The sequence below is a fragment of the Streptomyces sp. BL1 genome, assembly GCF_057628045.1.
Genome location: NZ_JBXYWZ010000002.1, coordinates 5400711 through 5426675, shown reverse-complemented (window position 1 = coordinate 5426675; position 25965 = coordinate 5400711). Strand labels below are relative to the sequence as shown.

24 protein-coding genes and 1 pseudogene are annotated in these 25965 nt (G+C 70.3%); 14 read left to right on the top strand and 11 right to left on the bottom strand.

Annotation, left to right across the window (positions count from 1 at the left end; genetic code table 11):
• The first annotated feature begins 22 nt into the window (after window positions 1-22).
• Window positions 23-1129: a TerD family protein gene (locus AC3AGO_RS23805; protein WP_487822264.1), complete on the top strand. Its 1107-nt coding sequence runs from the start codon at window positions 23-25 to the stop codon at window positions 1127-1129.
• 61 nt (window positions 1130-1190) lie between these two features.
• Here the strand turns inward: AC3AGO_RS23805 and AC3AGO_RS23800 are convergent, their stop codons facing one another.
• From AC3AGO_RS23800 to AC3AGO_RS23775, 6 genes and pseudogenes are all read right to left on the bottom strand, one after another.
• Entirely contained in the window at window positions 1191-1946 is a 756-nt protein-coding gene (locus AC3AGO_RS23800) for a Tellurium resistance (protein WP_487822263.1), read from the bottom strand.
• Window positions 1947-2092: 146 nt separating this feature from the next.
• A complete protein-coding gene (locus tag AC3AGO_RS23795) occupies window positions 2093-3268 on the bottom strand; it encodes a DUF475 domain-containing protein (protein ID WP_487822262.1) in 1176 nt (391 codons plus the stop codon).
• 39 nt (window positions 3269-3307) lie between these two features.
• Window positions 3308-3436, bottom strand: a pseudogene (locus tag AC3AGO_RS23790) (TerD family protein); the annotation flags it as partial.
• A gap of 200 nt (window positions 3437-3636) precedes the next feature.
• Window positions 3637-4212 carry a TerD family protein gene (locus AC3AGO_RS23785; RefSeq protein WP_487822261.1) on the bottom strand — a complete coding sequence of 192 codons (576 nt, stop codon included), beginning with the start codon at window positions 4210-4212 and terminating at the stop codon, window positions 3637-3639.
• A gap of 145 nt (window positions 4213-4357) precedes the next feature.
• On the bottom strand, window positions 4358-4816 hold the full coding sequence (locus AC3AGO_RS23780) for a peroxiredoxin (RefSeq protein WP_487822260.1): 459 nt from the start codon (window positions 4814-4816) through the stop codon (window positions 4358-4360).
• A gap of 157 nt (window positions 4817-4973) precedes the next feature.
• Window positions 4974-5408 carry a DUF3052 domain-containing protein gene (locus AC3AGO_RS23775; protein WP_487822259.1) on the bottom strand — a complete coding sequence of 145 codons (435 nt, stop codon included), beginning with the start codon at window positions 5406-5408 and terminating at the stop codon, window positions 4974-4976.
• A 461-nt stretch (window positions 5409-5869) separates the two neighbouring features.
• Here AC3AGO_RS23775 and aceE point away from each other — a divergent pair, with 461 nt between their 5' ends.
• The gene (gene aceE, locus AC3AGO_RS23770; RefSeq protein WP_487822258.1) at window positions 5870-8617 is read left to right on the top strand and encodes a pyruvate dehydrogenase (acetyl-transferring), homodimeric type; all 2748 of its coding nucleotides are present in this window, start codon (window positions 5870-5872) and stop codon (window positions 8615-8617) included.
• A gap of 163 nt (window positions 8618-8780) precedes the next feature.
• Here aceE and AC3AGO_RS23765 read toward each other — a convergent pair whose 3' ends face one another.
• The gene (locus AC3AGO_RS23765; protein ID WP_487822257.1) at window positions 8781-9203 is read right to left on the bottom strand and encodes a peptidase inhibitor family I36 protein; all 423 of its coding nucleotides are present in this window, start codon (window positions 9201-9203) and stop codon (window positions 8781-8783) included.
• A 159-nt stretch (window positions 9204-9362) separates the two neighbouring features.
• A complete protein-coding gene (locus AC3AGO_RS23760; protein WP_487822256.1) occupies window positions 9363-10982 on the bottom strand; it encodes an MFS transporter in 1620 nt (539 codons plus the stop codon).
• A gap of 109 nt (window positions 10983-11091) precedes the next feature.
• Between AC3AGO_RS23760 and AC3AGO_RS23755 the strand changes: the two genes are divergently transcribed.
• The 6 genes from AC3AGO_RS23755 (at window position 11092) to AC3AGO_RS23730 (ending at window position 17525) form a co-directional block, all read left to right on the top strand.
• Window positions 11092-11712, top strand: coding sequence for a TetR/AcrR family transcriptional regulator (locus tag AC3AGO_RS23755; protein WP_487822255.1), 621 nt, complete (start codon window positions 11092-11094; stop codon window positions 11710-11712).
• Between the two features lie 114 nt (window positions 11713-11826).
• Window positions 11827-13107 carry an alpha/beta hydrolase gene (locus AC3AGO_RS23750; RefSeq protein WP_487822254.1) on the top strand — a complete coding sequence of 427 codons (1281 nt, stop codon included), beginning with the start codon at window positions 11827-11829 and terminating at the stop codon, window positions 13105-13107.
• Between the two features lie 56 nt (window positions 13108-13163).
• Window positions 13164-14072 (top strand): DUF4429 domain-containing protein, encoded by a 909-nt coding sequence (locus AC3AGO_RS23745; RefSeq protein ID WP_487822253.1) that lies wholly within the window; start codon window positions 13164-13166, stop codon window positions 14070-14072.
• Between the two features lie 96 nt (window positions 14073-14168).
• Window positions 14169-15527 (top strand): sensor histidine kinase, encoded by a 1359-nt coding sequence (locus AC3AGO_RS23740; protein ID WP_487822252.1) that lies wholly within the window; start codon window positions 14169-14171, stop codon window positions 15525-15527.
• Window positions 15524-16201, top strand: coding sequence for a response regulator (locus AC3AGO_RS23735; protein ID WP_487822251.1), 678 nt, complete (start codon window positions 15524-15526; stop codon window positions 16199-16201). The genes AC3AGO_RS23740 and AC3AGO_RS23735 overlap by 4 nt, the downstream gene beginning before the upstream one ends.
• Before the next feature lie 142 nt (window positions 16202-16343).
• The gene (locus AC3AGO_RS23730; RefSeq protein ID WP_487822250.1) at window positions 16344-17525 is read left to right on the top strand and encodes an alpha/beta hydrolase; all 1182 of its coding nucleotides are present in this window, start codon (window positions 16344-16346) and stop codon (window positions 17523-17525) included.
• 141 nt (window positions 17526-17666) lie between these two features.
• Here AC3AGO_RS23730 and AC3AGO_RS23725 read toward each other — a convergent pair whose 3' ends face one another.
• Complete coding sequence (locus AC3AGO_RS23725) at window positions 17667-18158, bottom strand: MerR family transcriptional regulator (protein WP_487822249.1); 492 nt, start codon at window positions 18156-18158, stop codon at window positions 17667-17669.
• Window positions 18159-18239: 81 nt separating this feature from the next.
• Between AC3AGO_RS23725 and AC3AGO_RS23720 the strand changes: the two genes are divergently transcribed.
• Window positions 18240-19058, top strand: a complete 819-nt coding sequence (locus AC3AGO_RS23720) for a serine hydrolase domain-containing protein (RefSeq protein WP_487822248.1) — start codon at window positions 18240-18242, stop codon at window positions 19056-19058.
• 62 nt (window positions 19059-19120) lie between these two features.
• Here the strand turns inward: AC3AGO_RS23720 and AC3AGO_RS23715 are convergent, their stop codons facing one another.
• The gene (locus AC3AGO_RS23715) at window positions 19121-19792 is read right to left on the bottom strand and encodes a pirin family protein (RefSeq protein ID WP_487822247.1); all 672 of its coding nucleotides are present in this window, start codon (window positions 19790-19792) and stop codon (window positions 19121-19123) included.
• A 116-nt stretch (window positions 19793-19908) separates the two neighbouring features.
• Here AC3AGO_RS23715 and AC3AGO_RS23710 point away from each other — a divergent pair, with 116 nt between their 5' ends.
• The 5 genes from AC3AGO_RS23710 (at window position 19909) to fabF (ending at window position 24942) form a co-directional block, all read left to right on the top strand.
• Window positions 19909-21105 carry a PucR family transcriptional regulator gene (locus AC3AGO_RS23710; RefSeq protein ID WP_487822246.1) on the top strand — a complete coding sequence of 399 codons (1197 nt, stop codon included), beginning with the start codon at window positions 19909-19911 and terminating at the stop codon, window positions 21103-21105.
• Window positions 21106-21205: 100 nt separating this feature from the next.
• Window positions 21206-22138 carry an ACP S-malonyltransferase gene (locus AC3AGO_RS23705; RefSeq protein WP_487822245.1) on the top strand — a complete coding sequence of 311 codons (933 nt, stop codon included), beginning with the start codon at window positions 21206-21208 and terminating at the stop codon, window positions 22136-22138.
• Between the two features lie 20 nt (window positions 22139-22158).
• The gene (locus AC3AGO_RS23700; RefSeq protein WP_487822244.1) at window positions 22159-23193 is read left to right on the top strand and encodes a beta-ketoacyl-ACP synthase 3; all 1035 of its coding nucleotides are present in this window, start codon (window positions 22159-22161) and stop codon (window positions 23191-23193) included.
• A 105-nt stretch (window positions 23194-23298) separates the two neighbouring features.
• Window positions 23299-23547, top strand: coding sequence for an acyl carrier protein (locus AC3AGO_RS23695; protein WP_487822243.1), 249 nt, complete (start codon window positions 23299-23301; stop codon window positions 23545-23547).
• Between the two features lie 129 nt (window positions 23548-23676).
• Window positions 23677-24942 carry a beta-ketoacyl-ACP synthase II gene (gene fabF / locus AC3AGO_RS23690; RefSeq protein ID WP_487822242.1) on the top strand — a complete coding sequence of 422 codons (1266 nt, stop codon included), beginning with the start codon at window positions 23677-23679 and terminating at the stop codon, window positions 24940-24942.
• 127 nt (window positions 24943-25069) lie between these two features.
• Here the strand turns inward: fabF and AC3AGO_RS23685 are convergent, their stop codons facing one another.
• Window positions 25070-25954, bottom strand: a complete 885-nt coding sequence (locus AC3AGO_RS23685) for an NAD(P)-dependent oxidoreductase (protein ID WP_487822241.1) — start codon at window positions 25952-25954, stop codon at window positions 25070-25072.
• Window positions 25955-25965 lie beyond the last annotated feature (11 nt).

The window sequence follows — 25965 nt, the reverse complement described above, 5'->3', positions numbered from 1 at the left end:
GGCAGGAAGGCAGGATGAGCGCATGACGCACGCCATGGTGAAGGGATCGAACGTCCAGCTGGAGACGGGATCGGTGCGTGCCGCTCTGTACTGGGTGCCGGGTACGTCCGCGCCCGACATCGACGCCTCCGCACTGCTCCTCGGGGACACCGGCACGGTGCGCACCGACGAGGACTTCGTCTTCTACAACCAGCCCCGGCACCCCTCGGGACTTGTCCGGCACCTCGCCAAGGTCCGCGAGGGCGAAGGGCTGTTGGACACCGTCGAGGCCGACCTGTCGGCGCTCTCCCCCGAAGTGACGCAGGTGATGCTGGCCGCCTCCGCCGACGGAGGCAGCTTCGCCGGTGTACGGGAGCTGCGGCTGCTGCTCTTCGCGGCGGGCCAGGACGGGGAGCCTGCCGGCGAGCCGCTGGTGCGCTTCGACATCCACCCTGAGACCGGCGCGGAGACCGCGATGATCTGCGGTGAGCTCTACCGGCGCGGGGACGGCTGGAAGTTCCGCGCGCTGGGCCAGGGCTACGAGACCGGACTGATCGGACTGGCAACGGAGTTCGGCGTCTCCGTCGAGGACGGCGCGGCCGGCCAGGAGGCAGCGGCCCCGTCGCAGAGCACGGACTCCGAATCGGCCTCGGCCGGCGCCGCGGGCGCCGCGCCCGCACGCCCCGCGCACGCGCCCGCGGTCGAGGACGACCCGGACGCGACCGTGCCGTACATCCCGGGTCCCGGCACGCTCGGCCCGGGCATGCCGGCGCCCGCCGTGGCCGCCGCCGGCGGGGCGGGAGTCGTGGAGGGCACGGTGCCGCAGCCACCCGGAGAGCCGGACTTCCCGGAGCCGGCCCCGGTGCCCGACCCGGGCCCCGAGCCGCATCCGCAGCCCGAACCCGGCCCCGCACCGCCCGCGCCCGAGCCGCCGCCCGGACCTCCGCCGGGCCCGCCGCCCGGCCCCGGAGGGCCGCAGCCGGAGCAGGCACCGCCGGCCGCTCCGCCCGGCGCCGGCTACCCGCCGCCCCCGCAGCAGCCCCCGGCCACCCGGCCCGCGTACGGCTATCCGCAGCCCGCGTACGGCTACCCGCAACCGGACCCGAACTTCGCACTGCCGCCCCAGGGGCCGCAGTTCGTCAGCCACTGAGGGTTCAGCCCCCGGGCGCCGGAGCGCCCGGGGGCGCACGTACGGCGGGTCCCGCGGGCCCTCAGACCTTGTCGGTCTTGTAGCCGCGGCCCCACTGCAGACCCCAGCCGTACAGCCGGTCCAGCTCTGCCTGGAAGCCGTACACGTAGCGCGCCTCGCGGCGCACGATCAGCTCGTCCTTGTGGTGCTCCAGCAGCAGCACCGCGCACGAACGGGCCTGTGGCGCACGCTCGTCGAGCGCCACTTCGACGCGCGGCCCGTTGCTGGGGAACAGCGACAGGATGGCCTGCGTACGGTCGAATGCGGGCGTGCCGTCGTAGATGTAGACGAAGAACAGCAGCCGCTTGATCTGGTCCTTGTGATCGAGATTCACATAGATCGTCTCGCCGGACGGCGAGCCGAACCGGTCGTCGCCGCTGAGCTTCACGAACGGCGGGGCGTTCATGTCGCCGTAGAAGCCGCCGAGCGGCTGCACCACGCCGCGGCTGCCGTCCACCAGCTCGTACATACAGGCGAGGTCGAGGTCGACGTTGACGACGCCCTGCGTGTGCGCCTGGACGACATCCGGCTTCAGCATCTGCAGGGGGCGGCGCAGTGAACTGCTACGACGCCTGCCTTCGTCGAAGTCGGAAGTCCGCATCCGCCAGGAGAGATTGACCCGCATACTGCCGCTGTCGGCGCTCTGCTCCGTCAGCGAGACGGTGGAGCGACGCTTCGTCAGCTCCACCGCGTACGTGTCGGGACCGCCGACCGTGTCGAACTTCGGTCCGCGGCGCATGCCCGCGGCGTTCCGCCAGTGCTCCCAGAGGGAGACCATCACCCACCCCCACCAATTCTTCCCTGTGCACAACTGCTGCGGGGCGGCACCGTCGCCCTCTCGGGACTTCCGTGCCGCCCCGCAGGGAGCGTTCCGCAAACCGGCTGTGATGACACCTTCGCAGGCTGACGTCAGCCGGCCGCCCGTCAGACCTGGCTGCCGACCTCCGACTGCTTGCCGGTGCCGCCGGCGGAGTCGTCGTCGCCGGAATCTCCGCCGTCGCCGCCGGCCGCCGTAAGGCGCCGGTTCCGCGCCACCGAGGACCAGAAGGACGCCGCGATCAGCACGACGCCGATCAGACCCGTGAACACTTCGTTGATCTCGTACTTGATGGTGACCAAGAGGATCACGGCCAGCGCGCCGATGGCGTAGTGCGCCCCGTGCTCCAGGTACACGTAGTCGTCCAGGGTGCCCTGGCGGACCAGGTAGACCGTGAGCGAACGGACGTACATCGCGCCGATGCCCAGACCGAGCGCCATCCAGAAGATGTGGTTGGTGACCGCGAACGCGCCGATCACGCCGTCGAACGAGAAGGAGGCGTCGAGGACTTCGAGGTACAGGAACATGAAGAAGGCCGCCTTGCCGGCGACTCCGACCAGACTCGGGTCCTTGCCCTCCCGCCTGGCTTCCTCCTCGCGTTCCTCCTCGGCTTCCTCCTCCTCTTCGAGCTTGTTCTCGAAGTGGCTGGAGAGACCGCCGACGATCAGGTAAGTGATCAGACCGGCGACGCCGGCGAGGAGCACTGTGGCCGACTTGTCGGCGTGTGTACCGCCGTGCTGGTGCGCGGCCGTGGCCACGGTCATCGCGGAGACCAACAGCACGATCAGCGCGACGCAGACGGACAGCATGTCCACCTTGCCGAGCTTGGCGAGGGGACGCTCGAGCCACGCGAGCCACTTGTGCTCACGCTCCTCGAGAATGAAGTTGAGGAAGATCATCAGAAGGAACATGCCACCGAAGGCCGCGATCGCGGGGTGCGCGTCGGTGACGAGCTGCTCGTACCGCTCGGGGTTGTCGAGCGCTACCTGAACGGCCTCGATCGGGCCCACCTTGGCGCTGATGGCCACGATGACGACCGGGAACACCAGCCGCATTCCGAACACCGCGATCAGGATGCCGATGGTGAGGAAGATCTTCTGCCAGAAGGCGTTCATCTTGCGCAGCACACCGGCGTTGACGACTGCGTTGTCGAAGGACAACGAGATCTCGAGGATCGAGAGGATCGCCACGACGGCGAAGCCCTCCCACCCCCAGAAGTACGCGGCGAAGGCCAGACCAACGGCGGTGACGCCGAAGGACCAGCCGAAGGTTCTCAGAAGCACTGGCTACCCAATCCGCTTTACGAACGACATGACGTCTGCTTACGAAACGTTGACCCCCGAGTCTAGAGCGATGCCCCTCAACCCTGAGGCGTACCCCTGCCCGGCTGCCCGGAACTCCCACTGTCCGGCATCGCCCACAGACTCGCCAAAGATCAGCGGTTTCACCGTTACGTCTCGTGTGTCCACACCACGCGGCGCCGCACACTCCCGTCGGGAAGTCTGCGGCGCCGGGGCGCTGTGTCAAAGCGCGCAGCGGGTTGTGCTCGTACTGTGCACGCTGTTCTTTGTGTTCGGACGCGGACGCGCCACCGCACGCGGAGGGCTCGGGCGTTGGCGTCTCGGACGCCGACGCCTCGCACAGCGACGTCTCAGACGTTGACGCCGAAGTCCTGCGCGATGCCGCGCAGACCGGAGGCGTACCCCTGGCCGATGGCGCGGAACTTCCACTCCGCGCCGTGCCGGTACAGCTCGCCGAAGACCATGGCGGTCTCGGTCGAGGCGTCCTCGCTGAGGTCGTAGCGCGCCAGCTCGTTGTTGTCCGCCTGGTTCACCACGCGGATGAACGCGTTGCGGACCTGGCCGAAGCTCTGCTGCCGGGTCTCGGCCTCGTAGATGGAGACCGGGAAGACGATCTTCTCCACATCGGCCGGCACACCGGCCAGATTGACCTTGATGACCTCGTCGTCGCCCTCGCCCTCACCGGTGAGGTTGTCGCCGGTGTGCTCCACGGAACCGTCGGGGCTCTTGAGGTTGTTGAAGAAGACGAAGTTCTGGTCGCTGCCGACCTTCCCCTCGCTGTTCGTCAGCAGCGCGCTCGCATCGAGGTCGAAGTCCGCCCCGGTCGTCGTACGGACGTCCCACCCGAGACCGACGACCACGGCGGTCAGGTTCGGGGCCTCCTTGGTCAGCGAGACGTTCCCGCCCTTGCTGAGGCTGACTCCCACGAGTCCTCCAGAAATCGGTGTTCGCAAGGAGCACAGCGTGCCCCCGTTGTTTGCGGATGTACGGATACCGTCGGATCAACGAGTCGATCCTAGTGAGCGGTTCCCCCGGCTCACAGAGCTGTGACCGAAAGGGTTGCCCCCGGGGTCAGAGGGTTTCCAGGGCCTTCGCGTACTCGTTCAGATCACGGGCGTCGGGCAGGCCGTTGACGACGGTCCAGCGGACCGTGCCCTCCTTGTCGATGATGAAGGTGCCGCGCACCGCGCAGCCCTTCTCCTCGTCGAAGACGCCGTACGCGCGGGAAGCCTCACCGTGCGGCCAGAAGTCGGAGAGCAGCGGGTAGTCCAGACCCTCCTGCTCGGAGAACACGCGCAGGGCGAACGGCGAGTCGTTGGAGACGGCCAGCAGCTGCACGTCGTCGTTCACGAACTTCGGCAGCTCGTCACGCAGCGCGCACAGCTCACCGGTGCACACGCCGGTGAAGGCGAAGGGGTAGAAGAGCAGGACGACGTTCTTCTTCCCCGCGAAGTCGGAGAGCGACACGGCCTCGCCGTGCTGGTTCTTCAGCGTGAAGTCCGGAGCCTTGGTGCCGACCTCGATGGCCATGGTGAAGCGCCCCTCTCAGGGTTCGTCTGCGTGCTGACGCGCCCCAGTCTTTCACTCTGCTGCCGCCCCGGAACACGCGAGGCGTGGGCCCCGGCAGCCACACTGCCGGGGCCCACGCCTCGAAATTCCGTCGTCTACGGGGCAGCGCCCGGGGAAGCTACCGCTTGGCGGCGCCCTTCGGGGTGACCAGCCTGCTGCCGGTCCAGTCCTTGCCCGCGTTGACGCTGCTGGTCTGGGCGAGGCCGGCGGTCTGCGCCGCCTCACCGATCTCGCTGGGTTCGACGTAACCGTCCCGGCCCGTCTTCGGAGTCATCAGCCAGACCGGGGAACCCGCGTCGATCATCGTGGTGGCGTCCACCAGCGCGTCCGTCAGGTCGCCGTCCTCCTCGCGGAACCACAGAACCACGGCATCGGCCACGTCGTCGTGATCCTCGTCGACGAGCTCCGTACCCGTGATGGCCTCGATTCCCTCACGGAGTGCCTGCTCGGTGTCGTCGTCGTAACCGAGCTCCTGGACCACCTGTCCGGGCTGGAAACCCAGCCTTGCGGCGGGGTTGGTCCGCTCCTCCGCGTGGTCCGCGGTCGCGCTCACGGATTGCCTCCTGTCATATATCTGGAATATGGCTTGCGCCCCGCGCGCACGCGAAGCATTGGCCGTAGTCCACACGGGCGGGACGGATCGCGCAAGTACCCGGCCATCTATCCCGCCCAAACGTTGACGTGTCATCCCACAATGCCTGACCGGTGCGGGTGTGCACCACAGGGATCTGCCGGGGATCCGCCGGGTTTGCCCCGGCCGGGACGGGGGACCCCGCCCGACCGGCCCGCTTGACGGCCTCTCGGGCGCGCCGTGGCGTGTTTACGTCGCTCCTGACGAGCCCACAAACGCGGGCGTAGGGTGGCGAATTGGGCACCCTCCCAATCCGGTCTGCGGATCGCCGTACGGGGAGCTCGGGTTACCTCGGGGTAGAGATGACGTACGGACAGCTGCGGTCCACGATGGAGGCGGCGCGACACCCATTGGAGAGCAAGACCGAACAGCGAAGGAACAGCGTGGCTTCCGCAGCAGATCGCAACCCGATCATCATTGGCGGCCTTCCCAACCAGGTCCCGGACTTCGATCCCGAGGAGACCCAGGAGTGGCTCGACTCGCTCGACGCGGCTGTCGACGAGCGCGGCCGGGCAAGGGCCCGCTACCTCATGCTCCGGCTGATCGAGCGCGCCAGGGAGAAGCGCGTCGCCGTACCGGAGATGCGCAGCACCGACTACATCAACACCATCGCGACCAAGGACGAGCCGTTCTTCCCGGGCAACGAGGAGATCGAGCGGAAGGTCCTGAACGCGACCCGCTGGAACGCGGCCGTGATGGTGTCCCGCGCGCAGCGCCCCGGCATCGGCGTGGGCGGCCACATCGCCACCTTCGCGTCCTCCGCCTCGCTCTACGACGTCGGCTTCAACCACTTCTTCCGCGGCAAGGACGAGGGTGACGGCGGCGACCAGGTCTTCTTCCAGGGGCACGCCTCCCCCGGCATCTACGCCCGCGCCTATCTGCTGGACCGGCTGACGGAGACTCAGCTCGACGGCTTCCGGCAGGAGAAGAGCACCGCGCCGCACGGACTCTCCAGCTATCCGCACCCCCGGTCGATGCCGGACTTCTGGGAGTTCCCCACGGTCTCCATGGGGCTCGGGCCGATCGGCGCCGTCCACCAGGCGCGGATGAACCGCTATATGGAGGCCCGCGGCATCGCCGACACCTCCAAGTCCCATGTGTGGGCGTTCCTCGGGGACGGCGAGATGGACGAGCCCGAGTCGCTGGGCCAGCTGTCCCTCGCCGCCCGCGAGGGCCTGGACAACCTCACCTTCGTGATCAACTGCAACCTCCAGCGGCTGGACGGGCCGGTCCGCGGCAACGGCAAGATCATCCAGGAGCTGGAGTCGTACTTCCGCGGTGCGGGCTGGAACGTCATCAAGCTCGTGTGGGACCGCTCCTGGGATCCGCTGCTGGCCCAGGACCGGGACGGGGTGCTGGTCAACAAGCTGAACACCACGCCGGACGGGCAGTTCCAGACGTACGCCACCGAGAGCGGCTCCTATATCCGCGAGCACTTTTTCGGCGGTGACCAGCGGCTCCGGGCCATGTCGGAGAACATGACCGACAACGAGCTGCTGCACCTCGGCCGCGGCGGCCACGACCACCGCAAGGTGTTCGCCGCCTACAAGGCGGCGAAGGAGCACCAGGGCCAGCCGACGGTGATCCTCGCGCAGACCATCAAGGGCTGGACGCTGGGCCCCAACTTCGAGGGCCGCAACGCCACTCACCAGATGAAGAAGCTGACGGTCGAGGACCTCAAGGGCTTCCGCGACCGGCTGCACCTGCCCATCCCGGACAAGGACCTGGAGTCCGGCCTGCCGCCGTACTACCACCCGGGCCCGGAGTCCGAGGAGATCCAGTACATGCACGACCGGCGGCGGGAGCTGGGCGGCTATGTGCCGACCCGCATCAACCGGTCGAAGCCGCTGAACCTGCCGGACGACAAGGCGTACGCCGCGGTCAAGAAGGGCTCGGGGCAGCAGCAGATCGCCACCACCATGGCGTTCGTCCGGCTGCTGAAGGACCTGATGCGGGACAAGGAGATCGGCAAGCGCTTCGTGCCGATCGCACCGGACGAGTACCGCACCTTCGGGATGGACTCCTTCTTTCCGTCGGCCAAGATCTACAACCCGCTGGGCCAGACCTACGAGTCCGTGGACCGTGAACTCCTGCTCGCCTACAAGGAGTCGCCCACCGGGCAGATGCTGCACGACGGCATCACCGAGGCCGGCTGTACGGCGGCGGCCATCGCGGCCGGCTCGGCCTATGCCACGCACGGCGAGCCGCTGATCCCGATCTACGTCTTCTACTCGATGTTCGGCTTCCAGCGCACCGGCGATCAGTTCTGGCAGATGGGCGACCAGCTGTCGCGCGGCTTCGTGCTGGGCGCGACGGCGGGACGCACGACGCTCACCGGTGAGGGCCTGCAGCACGCCGACGGGCACTCGCAGCTGCTGGCCTCGACCAACCCGGCCGCCGTCGCCTACGACCCGGCCTTCGGCTTCGAGATCGCGCACATCGTCAAGGACGGCCTGCGGCGGATGTACGGCTCCAGCGAGGAGCACCCGCAGGGTGAGGACGTCTTCTACTACCTCACCGTCTACAACGAGCCGATCCACCAGCCGGCCGAGCCGGAGAACGTCGACGTCGAGGGCATCCTCAAGGGCCTCCACCGCTACCGGCAGGGCGAGCGCGGCACGCACAGCGCGCAGATCCTCGCCTCCGGTGTGGCGCTGGCCTGGGCGCTGGAGGCGCAGCAGATCCTCGCCGACGACTGGGACGTGAAGGCGGACGTCTGGTCGGCGACGTCCTGGAACGAGCTGCGGCGGGACGCCGTGACGATCGAGGAGCACAACCTGCTGCACCCCGAGGAGGAGCAGCAGGTGCCCTACGTCACGCGCAAGCTGCAGAGCGCGGAGGGCCCGAAGGTGGCCGTCTCGGACTGGATGCGGGCCGTGCCCGACCAGATCTCCCGCTGGGTGCCGGGCACTTACCAGTCGCTCGGCGCGGACGGCTTCGGCTTCGCCGACACCCGGGGGGCCGCACGCCGCTACTTCCACATCGACGCCCAGTCGATCGTGCTCGGCGTGCTCACCGAGCTGGCCCGGGAAGGGAAGGTCGACCGCTCGGCGCTGAAGCAGGCCATGGACCGCTACCAGCTGCTGGACGTGACGGCCGCGGATCCGGGCGCCGCGGGCGGCGACGCGTAGCCACCGCGCGGAGCGTGAAACGAGGAACCCCGTGCGCCGGGGTGCCGGGCGAGTCGCCCGGGCCCCGGACGCGGGGTTCTCCGCTACCGGCGGGCGGACCCCAAGTGCCGTACGGGCGCACGGCGTTACACCCCCGGCACGCCGGCCGGGCGCGAGCCGCATGTCAGCGCTCCCACACCTTGAAGGCCCGCACCTGATAGGCGCCCTCCGGCGTCCAGCTTCCCGAGGGGTGGGTGGCGAACTCGCCGGTCTCCGCGCACTCGCGGCTCTGATACACCGTCACGGGCCGCCCGGTGCGGTTGGCGAAGGACAGCGCTCCGGTGCCGCGGGGCAGCGGCACGCAGCTCTCGACATCCAGCCCGCTCAGCTCGAACGTCTGCCGGGCGCCCGCGAATCCGGGGCGCTCCCACAGACACAGCCGGCCCGCCCCGCAGTCGCCCAGCCGCGTCCGGTCACCGGCACCGCTCCGCGTCTCCGGTGTGCTCGGCGTCTCCGGCGTGCCCGGCGCGCCTGCCGACGTGCCCGGCACAGCGGCGGCGAGCAAGGCTCCGGCGGCCAGCGCCGCACCCACGTAGATCTTCCGCACAGGAATCAACTCCCCCGTCTTGCCCCTTGGTTCGTGTCACAAGGTTCCGACGGCAACGGCCGGTCTGCCAGGGCAGACCGGCCGTTTCATCAGGTCGGGCGAGGAAGTTGTCCACAAGCTCCGCAGGCCTGGCCGTCGCCGAGGGGCGCCGGCCGGGGGTCAGACGTGGACCGAGGGGCCCGCGTCGTTCGTACCGCGCTTGGTGAAGAAGGCGACGCAGGCCGCCACCACCGCGACGACGCCGGCGCAGGTGAAGGCGAGACCCATGCCCGACATGAAGGAGCCGTGCACGGCGTGGGTCATGGCGTCGGCGAACTGCTGCGGCGCGCCCTTCGGGGCGGGAGGCGCCATACCGACCTCGGCGGCGCTCTTGAGCTGTTCCGCCTGCTGCCCCTTGAGCGGCGGGAGCTTGGACTCCGCCCACTTCTCCGGCAGCGTACTGCTCACCTTGGAGGCCATCACGGCGCCCAGCACGGCCGTGCCGAGGCTGCCGCCGACCTGCATGGCGGCCTGCTGGAGTCCGCCCGCGACGCCGGCGTGCTGCAGCGGCGCGTTGCCGACGATGACCTCGGTGGCGCCGACCATCACGGGGGCGAGCCCGAGGCCCAGCAGGGCGAACCAGAACGAGGTGGTCAGCGTGGTGCTGTCCGTCTCCAGCGTGGAGAGCCCGAACAGGGCGACGGCGGCCACGATCATGGCGCCGACGAGCGGGATGCGCGGCCCGACCTTGGTGATCACCGAGCCCGCGAGCGGCGAGCCGACGATCATCATCGCGGTCAGCGGCAGCAGGTGCAGTCCGCTGTCCAGCGGGCTCATACCGTGCACGTTCTGCAGGTAGAAGGTGACGAAGAACAGGCCGCCCATGAAGCCGAAGGCCATCAGCACCATCAGCACGGTGCCCGCGGACAGCGGCACGGAGCGGAACAGGCTCATCGGCAGCAGCGGCTCCTTCGCCCTGGTCTCCCAGAGGGCGAAGGCGATGAAGGCCACGACGGAGACGATCAGGAAGCCGACGGTGAGCTTGTCGCCCCAGCCCCACTCGGGGGCCTTGATGAGCGACCAGACCAGGCAGAACATCGCGCCCGACAGCAGCACGATGCCGGGTACGTCGAAGGACCGCGGGGCGTTCTCCGAGCGGTGTCCGAGCAGGAGCACCAGGCCCATGACGAGCGCGAGAAGGCCCACCGGGACGTTGATGAAGAACACCGACTCCCAGCTGACGTGCTCGACCAGCAGGCCGCCCACGATCGGTCCCGCGGCGGTGGAGGCGCCGATGACCGCGCCCCAGATGCCGATCGCCGCGTTGAGCTTCTCGGCGGGGAACGAGGCGCGCAGCAGGCCGAGAGCGGCCGGCATCAACAGGGCTCCGAACGCGCCCTGCAGCACGCGGAAGGCGATGACGAGGGAGATGCTGCCGGACACGCCGATGGCCGCCGAGGTGGCGGCGAAGCCGACGACGCCGGTCAGGAAGGTCAGCCGGTGGCCGAAGCGGTCACCGATCTTGCCTGCCGTGATCAGGAAGACGGCGAGGGCGAGCAGATAGCCGTTGGTGATCCACTGCACGTCGGCGAGGGAGGCGCCGAGGTCCTTCTGGATGGCCGGGTTGGCGATGGCGACGATGGTGCCGTCGAGGGCGACCATCGTGACGCCGAGCGCGACGGTCAGCAGCGTCAGCCAGGGGTGGCCGCGCAGACCGCGGCGGCTCTGCGGTATATCCGTGTCCGGTGGAGTGGGCGCACCGGGCGCATCGTCCTTCGGGGCGGTGGTCTGGGAGCTCATGCGGCGAGATTAATGACAGCCACTGACAATTGACAAACTCATTTATTCGCCGGTAAATGTCAGATGGCTCACAGGTAGCGTGAGCCGCGGAAGAACTGGAGGTGGCGCAGTGACCGGACTGCGTGAACGGAAGAAGCAGCGCACCCGTGACGCCCTCATCCGGGCGGCACACGAGCTCTTCGTCGCGCAGGGGTACGACGCCACGACGGTGGACGAGATCTCCGACGCGGTGGACGTCTCGCAGCGGACGTTCTTCCGCTACTTCGCCAGCAAGGAAGAGGTCGCCTTCGCGCTCCAGGACCTCATCGAGGAGCGCTACTTCGAGGCCGTACGGGAGCGTCCCGCCGACGAGCATCCGCTGGAGGTGCTGCGCCGCCCCCTGGAGGAGTCCTGGAAGAGCATCGGCGACACCGTCCAGGAGATCGTTCCGATCCAGCTCCACATGCGCATGTGGCAGGTAATCGAGACGACCCCGTCGCTCGTCGCGGTCATGCTGCGGCGCTCCACGCAGACGGAGGAGCGGCTCGCCCAGGAGATCGCCCGCCGTACGGGACTGGACATCGACGCCGACCCGCGGCCGCGCGTACTCGTGGCGGCGTTCTCCGGTGTGACACGTATCGCCGGACGGCTGTGGGGCTGCGGCGAGGACACGAGTGTCGACGCCGCACGTCAGTTCACCGCGTCCTATCTGGAGCAGCTGGTGCCCGCGCTGAGTGACGACTGGCAGTGAGCGGGACGAGTGACAGGCGGCTCACCGGCCGTGACCCGATCACCCCAACGGGAAACGTGAGATGGCTCACTGGAGTCTCGGCTCCACAGTCGGGTCTCCTATCGTGTCCCCCCAGTGACTTCCTTCTCCGCATTCAGCAACCCGCTGTCCGGGGCCGGCTTCCCTCCGACGGGAGCTCCGGGCACCACCGCCTGGCGCGCGCTGCTCGCGCTGGCGGTGGTTCTCGTGCTGCTCGCCACCACAGGATGGACCGCGCTCAAGAAGGGTGACGCCGCACCGGGCCCCCGTACGGCGGCGCTGCTCTCCTGGGAGAAGGGGAGCATAGGCGGCCGGCCGCTGCCGTCCGCCGACAGTTCGACAGGCTCCATCGCGCACTTCTTCCACTCGCTGGACGCCGCGCAGCAGCACAGGCTCGCCGACCGCTATCCCCTCGTCGTCGGCAATCTCGGCGGTGCGCCGGTCGAACTGCGCTACGACGCGAACCACACGGCACTTCAGCAGGCGCGGGACTCCGAGCGGAAACGCATGCACGACGACCGGCTCACCGACGAGGGCCGGCACGAGGCGGGCAGGCGTATGCACCGCTTCGAATCGATGCTGGAGCCCGGCCGGCAGATCCTCGCCTTCGACCCGACGGGGAACGGGCGTGCCGCCGAGGCCTTCGGTGATCTGAACCGCGCGCAGCGCGTGTCAGTCGTCGTGCCCGGCGTGGACACCAATCTGCTGACGTTCGAGAAGACGCACCACAAGTACGCGGCGCCCGTCGGCATGGGGAAGGCCCTGCAGAAGCAGCAGGAGCGTTCCGCGCCGAACATGCGCACGGCGACCGTCTCGTGGGCCGACTACACGGCTCCCGTCGGGCTCGGCGTGGACTCCGCTTCCGGCAACATGGCGGAGAACGGCGCACAGCGGCTGACCGACTTCGTGGGCCAGCTCGGACAGCTGCCGGGCTCTCCCAAGACCGCGCTGTTCTGCCACAGTTACGGCTCGGTGGTGTGCGGGGTCGCGGCGCGCGACCTGCCGTCGCGGGTGACGGACATCGCGGCCTTCGGCAGCCCCGGCATGCGGGCCGACACCGCGCAGCAGCTCGACAGCAAGGCACGCGTGTGGGCGGCCAGGGACCGGGAGGACTGGATCGCCGACATCCCGCACATGGAGTTCGGCGGTCTCGGCCACGGCGCCGACCCCGTCTCGTCGTCGTTCGGCGCCCGCAGGCTCTCCACGGACGGCGCCGTCGAGCACACCGGCTACTTCGTTCCGGGCACCGGCAGCCTCGCCAACTTCGCGTCCATCGGGACCGGCTCGTACCAGACCGTCAACTGCGCCACTACGGACCCGGGATGCACCGGAGCCACAGCTGAACAGCCGCCGCGTACCTACAGGGCAGCGGGCTGACGCGCGTAGCGTTGGAGAGGGGGACGCGCGGGCAGCTCGCGCATACGATGGCCCACATGGGTGACGTACTGGCTGGAATTCACTCCACCTGGGAGTTCGACACGGACTCCGTGCTCATCCGCTTCGAACGGGGGATCCGCACACCGAAGCTCTTCCACGTGCTCGGGGAGCGGCGCGTTCCGTACGAGGCGTTGAGCGATGTCGAGCTCTCGCCGGGGGGAAAACGCGGCACCGTGGTGCTGCGCATCGTGCCCCGGGCGGGCTCCGACCCGCTGCTGGAGGCTGCCGACGGGCAGTTGAAGGAGGGCAGCGATCCGTACCGGCTCGTGCTGCCGAGCGAGCGGGAGACGCTGGCCGACTACTACGCGACGGAGCTGCGCGGTGTGCTCGGACCGGACGCGGGCAAACCCGCCGAACAGTATCTGGTCGAGGCGCCCGCGACGCCGCTGAACTTCAAGGCGTACGACGGGAAAGCGACCTTCGACGGCACGGCGGTGTCCTTCCGGTGGTTCTGGACGGGCGCGTCCTCGGCGAAATGGAAAGCCGGCGACCAGAGCTTTCCCGTGGGCGACCTGGAGGGTGTCGAATGGCGCTCCCCCGAGGCGATGAACGGTCATCTGCGGCTGCGGGTGCGGGGGTTCGACCCGCCGGGCGAGGCCGATCTGGACCCGGCATCCGTGGTGTTCGGGCTGGGCTACGGGCTGGTGTACGAGTCGCTGCCGTTCGCGGCCGCGGTGCTGGAGGCCGTACGGGCCGCGGGGCCGCTGCCGTCGCAGGCGGTGGCGGCCGCCGCGACGATCGCGGCGCCGGCGGCGCAGGGCGCGGGGACCGCGGGGGTCCCCGGCCGCCCCGACCCGGCCGACATCGCGGAGCGCATCCGGTACTTGGGCGAACTGCACGACGCGGGTCTGCTGACGGACGACGAGTTCACGGAGAAGAAGGCCGAACTGCTGGCCGAACTGTGAGCCGGTACGCCCCTCACCCCCTACCGCGGTAGGGGGTCACACAGGGACGCCGGAGTGACGGCCCGCGCCGGGGCGGCCGCCTAAGCTGGGCCCGACATGGACAGGTCGAGGTGGAAACCCGGGGCACGCGTGGCCTCCTGGGCACGGTGGCTCGGAGACGCCCTCACCACGCCCGCGCCCGCGCGCAGTGCGAAGACGGCCCTCTACGTCATCGCACTCGCTTTCGTCGCCGTGCTGCTGCCGGTCACCGTTCAGGTGCTGACCAACGACTACGGAATGCAGGCCGGCGTCGCCGGATCGCTCGCCGTTCTGCAGACCGCGCCGCTGCTGCTGGCCGTCTCACGGCCGCTGCCCGCCTGGTGGATCGTCATCGCGGCGGACACCCTCGGCGCCCTTCTGAGCGACGACATCGGCCTGGAGCCGCACCGTCCGTGGCCGTGGCCGGCCACCGTGATCGTGGGCTATCTGCTGCTCTGTCTCGCCGTCGCGCGGCGCGAGCGGCGCCGCACACTCATCGCGGTCTGGCTGATCACGACCGCCGTGTCGGTGGTGCTCGGCTTCGTGCATCAGGACCGCAGCGACGGCACCAACGTGCTGCTGGCCGTGCTCAGCGGTGTCGCCCTGTTCGTCGGCGCCCTGGTGCGCGAACGGGGCGACGCGCGGCGGAAACTGGCGGAACAGGAGACCATCAGCGAGGCCGAGAGGGCGCACCGCACGCTCCTGGAAGAGCGCGCCCGGATCGCCCGGGAACTGCACGACGTGGTCGCCCACCACATGTCCGTCATCACCGTGCAGGCGGACAGTGCCCCGTACCGGCTGGACGGTCTCCCCGCCGCGGCCGCCGAGGAGTTCGGCACCATCGCGGCCACGGCCCGCGAGTCGCTGACGGAGATGCGCCGGCTCCTGGGCGTACTGCGCAGCGAGGAGGCACAGGGCGAACGCGCGCCGCAGCCCGGCCTCGAACGGCTGGAGCAGCTGGTGGAGGCGACCGTACGGGCGGGCGTACCGGCCGAACTGGACCTGGACGAAGGGCTGTCGGTACCGGACGGGGCCGCAGCGGAGCCCGGAGCCGGACCGTCCGGTGTCCCGCAGGCCGTGCAGCTGTCCGCCTACCGCATCGTGCAGGAGGCGCTCGCGAACGTCGTACGGCACGCACCCGGCGCCACCACCACGGTGACCGTCCGCGATGACGGCACCGAGCTCACCGTGCGCGTTGTCAACGGGCCCGCCGCGCAGCCGGACGGGCCTCCCCTGGAGACCTCCGGAACGGGTCACGGGCTGGTCGGCATGCGGGAACGGGTACGGCTCGTGGGCGGCTCGCTGGAGACCGGGCCACAGTCCGGCGGGGGCTTCCTGGTCGCAGCCGTACTGCCCCTCGGCGCACAGGAAACGGCCCCACAGGACGACGGCCCGCGCAAGAGGGCCGCACGGGAGAAGGGCGGCACCGCCTCGTGACCACACGGGTGATCATCGTCGACGACCAGGCCATGGTGCGGGCCGGGTTCGCCGCGCTGCTGGCCGCACAGTCCGACATCGACGTGGTGGGCGAGGCGCCCGACGGGACACAGGGCGTCGCCCTGTCGCGCCGCGCCCACCCGGACGTCGTCCTGATGGACGTCCGCATGCCGGAGATGGACGGGCTGGAGGCCGCACGTGAACTGCTCGCCCCGCCACCGGGGGTGACGCACCGTCCGAAGGTGCTCATGCTGACCACGTTCGACGTGGACGACTACGTGTACGAGGCGCTGCGCGCGGGAGCGAGCGGCTTCCTGCTGAAGGACGCGCCGCCCGCCGACCTGATCTCGGCGGTACGGGTGGTGGCCGACGGCGAGGCGCTGCTCGCCCCGTCCGTCACGCGACGTCTCATCGCGGACTTCGCCCGCAGCCGCCCCGTACCCCGCAAACAGCGCGCCCTGCGGCTGAACGGACTCACCGAGAGGGAGACAGAGGTGCTGGGGCTCGTCGCCCGCGGACTGTCCAACACGGAAATCGCCGACAGTCTCGTCCTGGCCGAACAGACGGTGAAGACCCATGTGAGCCGCATACTCACCAAACTGGACCTGCGCGACAGGGCGCAGGCCGTGGTGTTCGCGTACGAGTCGGGGCTGGTCTCCCCCGGCGACACCTGAACCGCCGCACACCGGCCCACCCACTACCCGGGTATCACCTCGCAGTTGGCTCCCCGGTGTGACGCGTGCACGGTGAACCGCACCGCAGTCTTCCCTCCGCCAGGCAGCCGGATCCTCCGGCGCCGAAGGAGGGAGATCCGGTATGCAGCGCCGCCTCAAGCGTGCTCTCACCGCCACCGCACTCATCGGGGTCACCGTGCTGGGAACGGCCGGCTGGGCCACGGGCTCGGGCCAGACCGCCGTCACGGGACCGCCTCCCGGCTCCGTCTCCTGGCGCGCCGATCAGTCGCTGGGCCGGCAACTGCCCGACCCCGCCACCACGTCCCCCGACAAGGCCGCCGCCTTCCTCGGCCGGCTCACCGCGGCACAGCAGCGGGACCTGGCACACCGTCACCCGCTGACCGTCGGCAACCTCGACGGTGCTCCTGTCGCCCTGCGCTACGAAGCGAACCGGCTCGCACTCCGGCAGGCCGTACGGCAGCAGCGGGAGCGCGCGGCCGACTCAGCGCTCCCCCGGGAGTACCGCGAGGAGGCCGGCGAAAAGGCAGGCCGGTACGCCGGGCTGCTCTCCCCCGGGCGGCACATCCTCGCGTTCGACCCGCGGGGCCGCGGCCAAGTGGCAGAAGTGCACGGCGACCTGACGACAGCTCAGCGCACCGCGGTCGTCGTACCGGGCTCCGACATCGACCTCGGCACCTTCGACCGTACGGGCAAGAACCGGCTGGGCACGCCCACCGGCATGGCCGTGGCCCTGCGCGACCGGATGGCCCGTCAGAGCCCGGACACCCGCACCGCGGTGATCGCCTGGACCGGCTACACCACACCCGTCGGGCTCGGGCCGGACGCCGCCACCTCCCGGCTCGCCGACGCCGGCGCACCCCGGCTGGCGCGCTTCCTGCACGGACTGGCGTCCGCCGGGACACCGGCACCCACGGTGTTCTGCCACAGCTACGGCTCGGTGGTGTGCGGGGAGGCCGCGCACCGGCTGACCAAACGGGACGCGGCAGGGCTCGTGGTGATGGCGTCGCCCGGAATGCACGCGGACTCGCTGTCCGGGCTGCACACCGCCGTCCCCGTGTGGGCGACACGGAACCCGGGCGACTGGATCGGCCGGGTCCCGCACGTACGGCTGCTCGGCCTGGGACACGGCGCCGACCCGTCCGACCCGGCGTTCGGCGCACGTGTCGTCAGCTCGCGCGGCGCGGACGGGCACACCGGTTACTTCGCACCGGGCACACGTTCGCTGGCCAACTTCGCGTCCATCACGCTCGGTTCGTACGGTGACGTGCAGTGCGCCGCACGGGGGTGCCGTCATGGCCTCTGACGTGTTCGCGTGGCTTCCGGTCGCTCTGCTGGCCCTGCTGGGCGCCGTCAGCGGGGCACGGCACCTGTGCCGGCCCCGGCGTGCCGGACCGCCCCGTACTGCTCCCGGGCCGCGGAGGTGAGGGCCGTGCCGCCCGTGTGCTCAAGAGGCCGGGAGCCCCTCCGGTGCCTCGGCGGCGTCCGAGTAGATGCCGATCTTGTAGTCGAGGATCGCGAGAGTGTCCTGGAGCTCCGCGATCCGCTGCCGTACGTCCGCGCGCGTGGCGGTGAGCAGTTCGTGCCGCTCGGGGTAGGTGTGCTCGCCCTCCCGTACGTACTCCGCGTACCGCACCATGTCGGCGACTGCCATGCCGGTGCTGCGCAGCTTGCCGACGAGGTGGAGCCAGTCCAGGTCGCGGTTGGTGAAGCGCCGCTGCCCGGTGTGCGAACGGTCCACGTGCGGCATCAGGCCGATGCGCTCGTACCAGCGCAGCGTGTGGGCGCTGAGCCCGCTCAGGGAGGCGACCTCGCTGATCGTGTAGTGGTCCTGCCCGTCGGGCTGCGGGTGCACGACCTGCCGGGCGGCGCACCGCTGAACGGTGGCGTTCGCCGGGACGACGGGATTCGTCGGTGTCTCCGTTTCCATCACGGTCATAAGTGAACGCTACGGACTTGGAGTGCACTCCAAGCAAGCGCAAAATCGAGGCCAATTCGACCGGCGTTAGGCTCGGGGGCCATGGACAGCCTGCGCATGATCGAGAACTGGCCGGTCGACAACGCGGCGGCGGCCGTCGTCAGTGCGGACGGAGGCCTCGCGGGGACACACGGTCCCGTCGGACGGCGCTTCCCGCTCGCCTCCGTCACCAAGCCGCTCGCCGCGTACGCAGCGCTCATCGCCGTCGAGGAGGGCGCGGTCGAACTGGACGAGCCGGCCGGGCCCGCCGGTTCGACGGTCCGTCATCTGCTCGCGCACACCTCGGGGCTGGCCTTCGACGAGGACCGCCCGATGGCCGAACCGGGCACCCGCCGCATCTACTCCAACGCGGGCTTCGAGGCGCTCGGCGACCATCTCGCCAAGGCCACGGACATCCCCTTCCCGCAGTATCTGCGCGAAGCGGTGCTCGAACCGCTGGGCATGACGGACACCGATCTGCCCGGCTCCCCCGCGAAGGACGGAGTGTCGACGGCGGCCGACATGGCGCGCTTCGCCGCCGAACTGCAGGCGCCGCGGCTGCTGGACCGTACGACGCTGGACGAGGCGACGTCCGTGGAGTGGCCGGGCCTCAAGGGAGTGCTGCCGGGGTACGGCAACCAGTCGCCGAACGACTGGGGGCTCGGCTTCGAGATCCGCGACGGCAAGTCGCCGCACTGGACGGGCGAGTCGTCCTCGCCGCGCACATACGGCCACTTCGGACAGTCCGGCACGTTCCTGTGGGTGGACCCGGACGCGGGCGCCGCCTGTGTGACACTGGCGGACCGCGCCTTCGGCCCGTGGGCGATCGAGGTGTGGCCGCCGCTGACGGACGCCGTGCTGGCGGAACTGCGCTCGGCCTGAAGCCGGTCCGCCCGGGACCGGTCCGCCTGAGGCCGGTCCGCCTGAGGCCGGTCCGCCGGCGCTCAGCCGTAGCCGGGTTCCGCGTGCATCTCCCACATCAGGAGCTCCGCGGATCCCGCTGCCGTCGCGTCGAGGTCCTTCGCGCCGGTGATGCGGGCCGCGTCCCCGTCCTTGAGCGTCTGACCGTCCAGCACCGCGCTGCCGCGCACCACATGGACGTAGACCCAGGCCGCGTCCGGCACCGCGGTGATCTCCCCGTCGCCCAGCCTGCGTACGTGCAGCACCGCCTCCGTACGCGGCAGGGCGAACGGGGTGCCGTCCGCGATGCCGTGCACCACTTCGTACTCCGGCTCCGTCCCGAACGAGCCCGGCACCAGCCACATCTGTACGAAGCGCAGTGGTCCGTCCCCGGCATTGCGCTCGACGTGCCGTACGCCGCTGCCCGCGCCGAGCCGCTGCACGTCGCCGGGCAGCACCCGGGACACGTGTCCCTCGGAATCGCGGTGCTCCAGCTCGCCCTCGACCACCCAGGTGACGATCTCGACGTCCCTGTGCGGGTGTTCGGAGAAGCCGGAACCGGCGTCCAGGCGTTCCTCGTTGCACGCCACGAGCAGCGCGAAACCGACATTGTCCGGATCGTAGAAGCCGGAGAACGAGAAGGCGTGCCGGGTGTCGATCCCGGCCGCCGCGTCCCCGCCCCGGTAGCGGTCGTCCGCCCGCCAGACCTCAAGCATGCCCCCACGGTATCCCCCGCACGCCCCGCCCCTTCCGCTCTGTACCGCTCCCGCCCCCGTTGTCCCGGAACCGCCCCGGCCCCCGGGCCACCCGTTCCATGAGGCAGGCTTGTCACGTGCCCGAACCCAATGAGTCCTCCCCGAGTCCCGCCGAACACCCGCACGCCGCGACCCTCCGCAGACTCGAGCAGTCCTCCGGCAAGCTGGCCGCCGCCGCGATCGCGCGCATGGACGAGCAGCTGCCCTGGTACCGGGCGATGCCCCCGGAGAACCGCTCCTGGATCGGCCTCGTGGCACAGGCCGGCATCGCGGCCTTCACGGAGTGGTTCCGGCACCCGGAGACCCCGCAGGCCATCAGCACCGACGTGTTCGGCACCGCACCGCGCGAACTGACCCGCGCGATCACGCTGCGGCAGACCGTGGAGATGGTGCGCACGACCATCGAGGTCGTCGAGGCGGAGATCGACACGGTCGCCGCCCCCGGCGACGAGTCCGTACTGCGCGAGGCGCTCCTCGTGTACGCACGGGAGATCGCCTTCGCGACGGCGCAGGTGTACGCGCAGGCCGCCGAGGCCCGCGGCGCGTGGGACGCGCGGCTCGAATCGCTCGTGGTGAACGCGGTGCTGTCCGGCGAGGCCGACGAGGGCGCCGTCTCCCGCGCCGCCGCGCTCGGCTGGAACTCCCCCGAACACGTTTCCGTGGTGCTGGGCACCGCGCCCGACGGGGACAGCGAGCTGACAGTGGAGGCCATCCGGCGCGCCGCCCGGCACGCCAAACTGCAGGTGCTGACCGGCGTGTTGGGCACCCGCCTGGTCGTCATCGCGGGCGGTTCGGACGATCCGCTGCGTACCGCCAAGTCACTGATCGGCCCGTTCGCTCCGGGCCCGGTGGTGGCCGGCCCCGTGGTCGGCGACCTGCTGTCGGCGACCCGTTCCGCACAGGCCGCGGCGGCCGGACTGCGGGCGTGCGCGGCATGGCCGGACGCGCCGCGGCCCGTACTCGCGGACGATCTGCTTCCGGAGCGGGCGATGGCCGGCGACCCCGCTGCACGGGACCTCCTGGTGGAGGAGATCTACAGACCGCTGGAGGAAGCCGGTTCTGCGCTCCTGGAAACACTGAGCGTCTATCTGGAACAGGCAAGCAGTCTGGAGGGCGCGGCCAGGATGCTCTTCGTGCATCCCAACACCGTCCGCTACCGGCTGCGACGTGTGACGGACGTCACCGGCTGGTCCCCCTCGGACGTCCGCTCCGCCTTCACACTGCGGATCGCGCTCATCCTGGGCCGTCTCGCGGACTTCGAGCAGCAGCCCTAGGCTCTGACCGCCCGTTTGTCGGGGGTCCACAATTCCCCTGACCGTTCTTCGTCTCGGTCCCCACCCACGGGGACCGCTGTCCACAGGAGAGAGTGAAAGAGTGCTCGTACTCGTCGCTCCCGGCCAAGGCGCTCAGCAGCCTGGCCTTCTGACCCCCTGGCTCGAACTCCCCGGCGTATCCGACCGGATCGCGGAGTGGTCGGCCGCCATCGACCTGGACCTGGTGCACTACGGCACCGAGGCCGGCGCGGAGGAGATCCGTGACACGGCCGTGGCCCAGCCGCTGCTGGTCGCCACCGCTCTTGTCTCCGCCGGCGCGCTGCTGGACGAGCGCGACCCGGCCGGAGTGCTCGGCGCCGTCGCGGGCCACAGCGTCGGTGAACTCGCCGCCGCCTCGCTGGCCGGAGTGCTCTCGCCGCTCGACGCGATGTCCCTGGTCCGCACCCGCGGCAAGGCCATGGCGGAGGCCGCGGCCGTCACCGAGACCGGCATGTCGGCCGTCCTCGGCGGCGACCCGGAGGAGGTGACGGCGCATCTGGAGAAGCTGGGCCTCACCCCGGCCAACGTGAACGGCGGCGGTCAGATCGTCGCCGCCGGTACCGCCGAGCAGCTCGCGGCGCTGTCCGAGGACAAGCCCGAGAAGGCCCGGGTGATCCCGCTGAAGGTCGCCGGAGCCTTCCACACGCAGCACATGGCACCGGCCGAGCCGGTGCTGGAGTCCGCCGTCGCCGGCGTCGAGGCACACGACCCGGCGGTTCCGTACGTCTCGAACCTGGACGGCGCCGTGGTCGCCGAGGGCAGCGAGGTCGTACGGCGGCTGGTGCACCAGATCTCCGCCTCCGTGCGCTGGGATCTGTGCATGGAGACGTTCGCCGCACGGGGCGCCACCGCGATGGTGGAGCTCTGCCCCGGCGGCACCCTGACCGGGCTGGCCAAGCGTGGCCTGCGCGGTGTGCAGACGCTGGCACTGAAGTCCCCCGACGACCTCGACGCGGCCCGCGAGCTGATCGCCGAGCACACGCAGACCGCCTGAGCCTAGGAGCCCCGAGAAGCATGACCGCGAAGATCAAGCCCGCTAAGGGCGCCCCGTACGCGCGCATTCTCGGCGTCGGCGGCTACCGCCCGGCCCGTGTCGTGCCGAACGAGGAGATCCTCAAGCACATCGACTCGTCCGACGAGTGGATCCGCTCCCGCTCCGGCATCGCCACCCGGCACTGGGCGAGCCCGGAGGAGACCGTCGCGGAGATGACCCTGGAGGCCGCCGGCAAGGCCGTCGCGGATGCCGGGATCACTCCCGAACAGGTGGGCGCGGTCATCATCTCGACCGTCTCGCACTTCAAGCAGACGCCGGCCATCGCCACCGAGATCGCCTCCCGGATGGGCACCGACAAGGCCGCCGCGTTCGACATCAACGCGGGCTGCGCGGGCTTCGGTTACGGACTGACCCTGGCCAAGGGTCTGATCACCGAGGGCAGCGCGGAGTACGTACTGGTCGTCGGCGCCGAGCGGCTGTCGGACCTGACCGACCTCACCGACCGTTCCACGGCGTTCCTGTTCGGGGACGGCGCGGGCGCGGCCATCGTCGGCCCCTCCGAGGAGCCCGCGATGGGTCCCACGGTCTGGGGGTCGGAGGGCGACAAGTCCGACGTCATCTCGCAGACCGTGTCCTGGGAGGGCTACCGCGTCGGCAACGTCTCGGAAATGCCCGTGGGCGAGGACGGCCAGCTGAAGTTCCCGGCGATCCGGCAGGAGGGCCAGACGGTCTTCCGCTGGGCCGTGTTCGAGATGGCGAAGGTCGCACAGGAGGCGCTGGACGCCGCCGGTGTGGCCGCCGAGGACCTGGACGTCTTCATCCCGCACCAGGCCAACATGCGCATCATCGACTCGATGGTGAAGACCCTCAAGCTGCCGGAGAGCGTCACGGTCGCCCGTGACGTGGAGACCACCGGCAACACGTCGGCCGCCTCCATCCCGCTCGCCATGGAGCGGCTGCTGGCGACCGGGGAGGCGAAGAGCGGCGACACCGCGCTCGTCATCGGTTTCGGGGCGGGTCTGGTGTACGCGGCTACGGTCGTTACCCTCCCCTAGTCAAGATCCACGCGGATCCGACGAGCCGGGTCCGTGTGGTGGACGTTTTCCCACCGCAAACGCAACACGCCGCAACAGCGGCAACACACCGAAGGAGCGCCCCAGATGGCCGCCACGCAGGAAGAGATCGTCGAGGGTCTCGCGGAGATCGTGAACGAGATCGCCGGTATCCCGACCGAGGACGTCAAGCTGGAGAAGTCCTTCACCGACGACCTGGACGTCGACTCGCTGTCCATGGTCGAGGTCGTCGTCGCCGCCGAGGAGCGCTTCGGCGTGAAGATCCCGGACGACGACGTCAAGAACCTGAAGACTGTCGGCGACGCGACCAACTACATCGTCAAGCACCAGGGCTGATCCCGGCTCTGCTGCGACCCGTCCGATGACGCGTTTGTCGCCACCCGCCGCGCTCCCCGGGGAACTCTCCCCGGGCCCCGGCGGGGTGGCCCAAACGTCACCCCCTCAACCCGTGGAGACAGGAATCCAGTGAACGCGACCCACCAGACAGTGGTCGTCACCGGTATCGGCGCAACCACACCGCTGGGTGGCGACAGCGCATCGACCTGGGAAGGGCTGCTCGCCGGACGTTCCGGTGTGCACCTCCTCGAGCAGGACTGGGCCGCTGACCTGCCCGTCCGTATCGCCGCCGAGGCAGCGGTCGACCCGGGCGAGGTCATCCCGCGTCCGCAGGCCCGCAAGCTGGACCGCTCGGCGCAGTTCGCGCTGATCGCGGCCCGTGAGGCGTGGGCCGACGCGGGTTACACCGCCAAGGCCGGCGAGGACACGTCCATTTCGCCCGACCGGCTCGGCTCTGTCATCGCCTCCGGCATCGGCGGCGTCACCACGCTGCTCGACCAGTACGACGTGCTCAAGGAGAAGGGCGTACGCCGCGTCTCCCCGCACACCGTGCCGATGCTGATGCCGAACAGCCCCAGTGCCAACGTCGGCCTGGAGGTCAACGCGCGTGCCGGTGTGCACACTCCGGTCAGCGCCTGCGCCTCCGGTTCCGAAGCCATCGGCTACGCCGTCGAGATGATCCGAACGGGCCGCGCCGACGTCGTCGTCGCGGGCGGCACGGAGGCGGCGATCCACCCGCTTCCCATCGTCGCGTTCGGCAACATGATGGCGATGTCGAAGAACAACGACGACCCGGAGCACGCCTCCCGTCCGTACGACACGGACCGGAACGGCTTCGTGCTCGGCGAGGGCGCCGGCGTCATCGTGCTGGAGTCCGAGGAACACGCCAAGAAGCGCGGCGCGAAGATCTACGCGGAGGCCGTCGGGCAGGGCATCTCGGCCGACAGCCACCACATCACGCAGCCGGAGCCCAGCGGCAACGGCATCGCGCTGGCGCTGCAGAACCTGGTGGAGAACACCGGGCTGGCCGCCGCCGAGGTCCAGCACATCAACGCGCACGCCACGTCGACCCCGCAGGGCGACATCGCGGAGCTGAAGGCGCTGCGCAAGGTCTTCGGCGACGACGTCGACCACATGGCGATCTCCGGCACCAAGTCGATGACCGGCCATCTGCTGGGCGGTGCGGGCGGTGTGGAGACCGTGGCGTCGATCCTGGCGCTGCGGGACCGCAAGGCTCCGCCGACGATCAACATCGAGAACCTGGACCCGGAGGCGGACGCCGACATCGTCCGCGACGAGTCCCGTGCCCTGCCGGCCGAGGGCCGGATCGCCGCGCTGAACAACTCGTTCGGCTTCGGCGGCCACAACGTCGTGCTGGCCTTCCGTACGGTCTGACGGAGCAGTCGTACGGTCTGACGACACAGTCGTACGGTCTGACGGACCGGCCGAACGGTCCGGCGGGACAGTGACGTTGTAAGGGGCGGCTCCCATGGGGGCCGCCCCTTACGCGTGTGACGGGGCGCTAGTCGCCCGTGTCGTCGCCCTCGAAGCTCGCGTAGTACGAGGCGGACATGTCCTCGGCGCCGTGGCCCTGTTCGGCCGCGCGCCGGAAGCGCTCCGCACCGGCCGCCGTGACGTCCAGCTGTACGCCGGAGGCCCTGCCCGCTTCGACGATCAGCCGCGCGTCCTTCTCGGCCGTGCCGACGGCGAAGCTGGGCGTGAAGTCCCGCGACCTGATGGCGGCGGCCTTCAGCTGGAGATAGCCCATGTCGAGCGGGCCGCCCGCGACGGCCTCCAGGAAGTTCTGCGGGTCGACGCCGAGGCCCTCCGCCAACGCCATGGCCTCCGCCGTGCCGTGAGTGACAGTCAGCACCCAGCTGTTGCAGACCAGTTTGAGCCGGGTCGCCGCGCCGGGCGCCTCGTCGACCCAGACCGTACGGGAGCCGACCGCGTCCAGCACGGGCTCCAGTCCGGGCCGCGCCTGTGCGGGGCCGGCCGCCAGCACCAGCAACTGGCCGGTCTCGGCGGGCTGTCGGGTGCCGAGCACGGGCGCGTCGACGAAGACCAGCCCCCGCTCCCGGGCGAACTCCGTCAGCCGGGGCAGGCCGTCGAGCCCCGCCGTGGTGCACTGCAGCCAAGTCGCGCCGGGTCGCAGTCCGGACGCCGCGGCGCGCATCGTCTCCAGGGCCGCCGGCCCGTCGTGCAGCATGGTGAGCACCACGTCGGCGCCGTCGACCGCCTCCGCCGGAGTGTCGGTGACGCGGGCGCCGTCGTCGGTGAGCGGTTCGGCCTTGGCGCGGGTGCGGTTCCAGGCGCGGACGTCGAGGCCCGCGCGGCAGAGGTTGCGGGCCATCGCGGCGCCCATGATTCCGGTGCCGAGGACGGCTACTGAGGTTCGGTCAGCCATGCCCGCACGGT

What these genes read in the sequence shown, in the direction of transcription:
- AC3AGO_RS23725 (WP_487822249.1), bottom strand. Translation starts at nt 18,158, where the DNA reads ATGACCGTGATGGAAACGGAGACACCGACGAATCCCGTCGTCCCGGCG.
- AC3AGO_RS23760 (WP_487822256.1), bottom strand. Translation starts at nt 10,982, where the DNA reads ATGAGCTCCCAGACCACCGCCCCGAAGGACGATGCGCCCGGTGCGCCC.
- AC3AGO_RS23700 (WP_487822244.1), top strand. Translation starts at nt 22,159, where the DNA reads ATGACCGCGAAGATCAAGCCCGCTAAGGGCGCCCCGTACGCGCGCATT.
- AC3AGO_RS23780 (WP_487822260.1), bottom strand. Translation starts at nt 4,816, where the DNA reads ATGGCCATCGAGGTCGGCACCAAGGCTCCGGACTTCACGCTGAAGAAC.
- AC3AGO_RS23740 (WP_487822252.1), top strand. Translation starts at nt 14,169, where the DNA reads ATGGACAGGTCGAGGTGGAAACCCGGGGCACGCGTGGCCTCCTGGGCA.
- AC3AGO_RS23805 (WP_487822264.1), top strand. Translation starts at nt 23, where the DNA reads ATGACGCACGCCATGGTGAAGGGATCGAACGTCCAGCTGGAGACGGGA.
- AC3AGO_RS23730 (WP_487822250.1), top strand. Translation starts at nt 16,344, where the DNA reads ATGCAGCGCCGCCTCAAGCGTGCTCTCACCGCCACCGCACTCATCGGG.
- AC3AGO_RS23800 (WP_487822263.1), bottom strand. Translation starts at nt 1,946, where the DNA reads ATGGTCTCCCTCTGGGAGCACTGGCGGAACGCCGCGGGCATGCGCCGC.
- AC3AGO_RS23745 (WP_487822253.1), top strand. Translation starts at nt 13,164, where the DNA reads ATGGGTGACGTACTGGCTGGAATTCACTCCACCTGGGAGTTCGACACG.
- AC3AGO_RS23685 (WP_487822241.1), bottom strand. Translation starts at nt 25,954, where the DNA reads ATGGCTGACCGAACCTCAGTAGCCGTCCTCGGCACCGGAATCATGGGC.
- AC3AGO_RS23720 (WP_487822248.1), top strand. Translation starts at nt 18,240, where the DNA reads ATGGACAGCCTGCGCATGATCGAGAACTGGCCGGTCGACAACGCGGCG.
- AC3AGO_RS23715 (WP_487822247.1), bottom strand. Translation starts at nt 19,792, where the DNA reads ATGCTTGAGGTCTGGCGGGCGGACGACCGCTACCGGGGCGGGGACGCG.
- AC3AGO_RS23695 (WP_487822243.1), top strand. Translation starts at nt 23,299, where the DNA reads ATGGCCGCCACGCAGGAAGAGATCGTCGAGGGTCTCGCGGAGATCGTG.